The sequence below is a fragment of the Anaerolineales bacterium genome (assembly GCA_022866145.1).
In the GTDB taxonomy this organism is placed as follows: Bacteria; Chloroflexota; Anaerolineae; order Anaerolineales; family E44-bin32; genus PFL42.
In genome coordinates this window covers 1-1,830 of sequence record JALHUE010000255.1, presented here as the reverse complement: position 1 = coordinate 1,830, position 1,830 = coordinate 1, and the positions used below count along the sequence as shown (strand labels likewise).

The following is a 1,830-nucleotide window of genomic DNA, read 5'->3' as shown; positions in this document are numbered from 1 at the left end:
CCTGTCAGCGTTGGGGTGTGACGTGCAGCGGCTTGAGGTGCAGCCGGACCTGCCCGACTCGGTCTTTGTTGAGGATATTGCAGTCGTGCTCGATGAAGTCGCGCTGATCCTGAGATCCGGCGCCCCTTCACGCAGAGCGGAGGCCGCCTCGGTTGCGGAGGCCCTCGGCGAGTATCGGGAACTCCTCCACATGCAGCCGCCCGCAATGCTGGACGGGGGAGATGTCTTGCGGATTGACCGGCAGCTCTATGTCGGTGTGAGCAGCCGAAGCAACCCCGACGGGATCCGGCAGGTAGAATCTTTCGTCCGGCCCTTTGGTTATCAGGTCTTTCCCGTGGAAGTCACAGGCTGTCTGCACCTGAAATCCGCCGTCACTCAGGTGGGCGAACGGAGTCTGCTGGTCAACCCCGACTGGCTGGACAGGCGGATCTTCAAAGGAATGGAACTGATCGAAGTGGCGCCGGCTGAGCCCTACGCTGCCAACGCGCTGCTGCTTGCCGATGCCATCATCTACCCCGCCTCTCACCACCAGACACGCGAGCGGATGGAACAGCGGGCGATTAAGGTCAGGACGGTAGACGTCTCGGAGATCATGAAGGCCGAAGGCGCGGTCACGTGCTGCAGCCTGGTCTTCCGGACCTAGCGTGGGCTCAAGTCCTTCTGAGCGCGCGAGTGGCGCTGGATTCGCGGCTCGGCCGCTCCTTGGGCGGGGGCGGGTGGAGGCCACACCCGGCACAGAAGGCCTCGGACCGCATCGGCGGGGGGAGCGCGATTGTTCCGGGCTCAGTCTACCCGGAGGGCGAGCTAGCCAGGGGCAAAGCTGAAGGTCCGGGATGCACGAAGGCCGGGTACACAGGCAGGACCCAGGCATGATGATGGAGAGCGGCGCCTTGCAAGGAGTTGTCCTCGCGGTCTTGGTCGCCGAGCAGGCGGACAGCTTGGTCTCCAAGCGGGTCGAGCAGGTGCAGGTCGGCCTGGAGGGATTCGCCGGCGACAAGCATGCGGGGTTCACCCGAGGGGCGGACGGCAGAACCCCGAACTACCCGCGCGGCGCGCTCATCCGCAACGAGCGACAGGTCAGCATTGTCAGCCAGGAAGAGCTTCGGATCGTCGCTGATCGGTTGGGCGTTGCCGAGGTTCAGCCGGAATGGCTCGGCGCCAACCTGCTGCTGAGCGGGATCCCTGAACTGACGGAGCTGCCGCCCGCCACTCGTCTCTGCTTCTCGCAGGGCGCGGTTCTGGTCGTGCAAGCCGAGAATAGGCCCTGCGCGGGACCAGGGAGGGTGCTTGCCTCGCAATTCGCCCGGCCGGAGCTGCAGCGTCAGTTCCCCTGGGCCGCGCTTCACCGTCGCGGTCTGGTTGCCGTGGTGGAGTGGCCGGGCTGGATCCGGCAGGGAGAGGGCCTGGTGGTCTCGCCTCAGCCAGGGTGCCCTGCGCATGCTTAGACCGCCTAGCCGACGCCTGCGCCCGGGTCGGTCCTGACTGCCGCCGCTCCCAACCCTCGGGCGCAGGGTGCGCACAACCCCACGCCTGACGGACGTCTCCCCAGCCAGCTCGCGGCTCAGACCAGCCAGGAGGCAACATGGATCAGATCTTCGCCAATTCGCTTTCCGTGCTTCGCACCACGCCGAAGCGCTGGGAGGACCTCGCCGCGTGTGTGGCGGGCGAGGTAATACGCATGCCGCCAGCCCCCGGAGGGATCTGGCGACGGGCGCGTCCATGACCGGCGGCCATCATCCGGCTGTCCGGACGCGGTCGGAGGCGTGGAGCTATTTCTTCGCTGGGAGCTCAGGGACGAGGGAGGCGCCCCCGACCAAGGCCAGGATGGTG

Annotated in this window: 2 protein-coding genes; both read left to right on the top strand. The window is 66.7% G+C overall.

Annotated features, from left to right (window positions below; all coding sequences use genetic code 11):
• On the top strand, positions 1-643 hold a 643-nt coding region (locus tag MUO23_07990; protein ID MCJ7512895.1), incomplete at its 5' end, for a hypothetical protein.
• A gap of 247 nt (positions 644-890) precedes the next feature.
• Positions 891-1,445, top strand: coding sequence for a hypothetical protein (locus MUO23_07985; GenBank protein MCJ7512894.1), 555 nt, complete (start codon positions 891-893; stop codon positions 1,443-1,445).
• Positions 1,446-1,830: the final 385 nt, after the last annotated feature.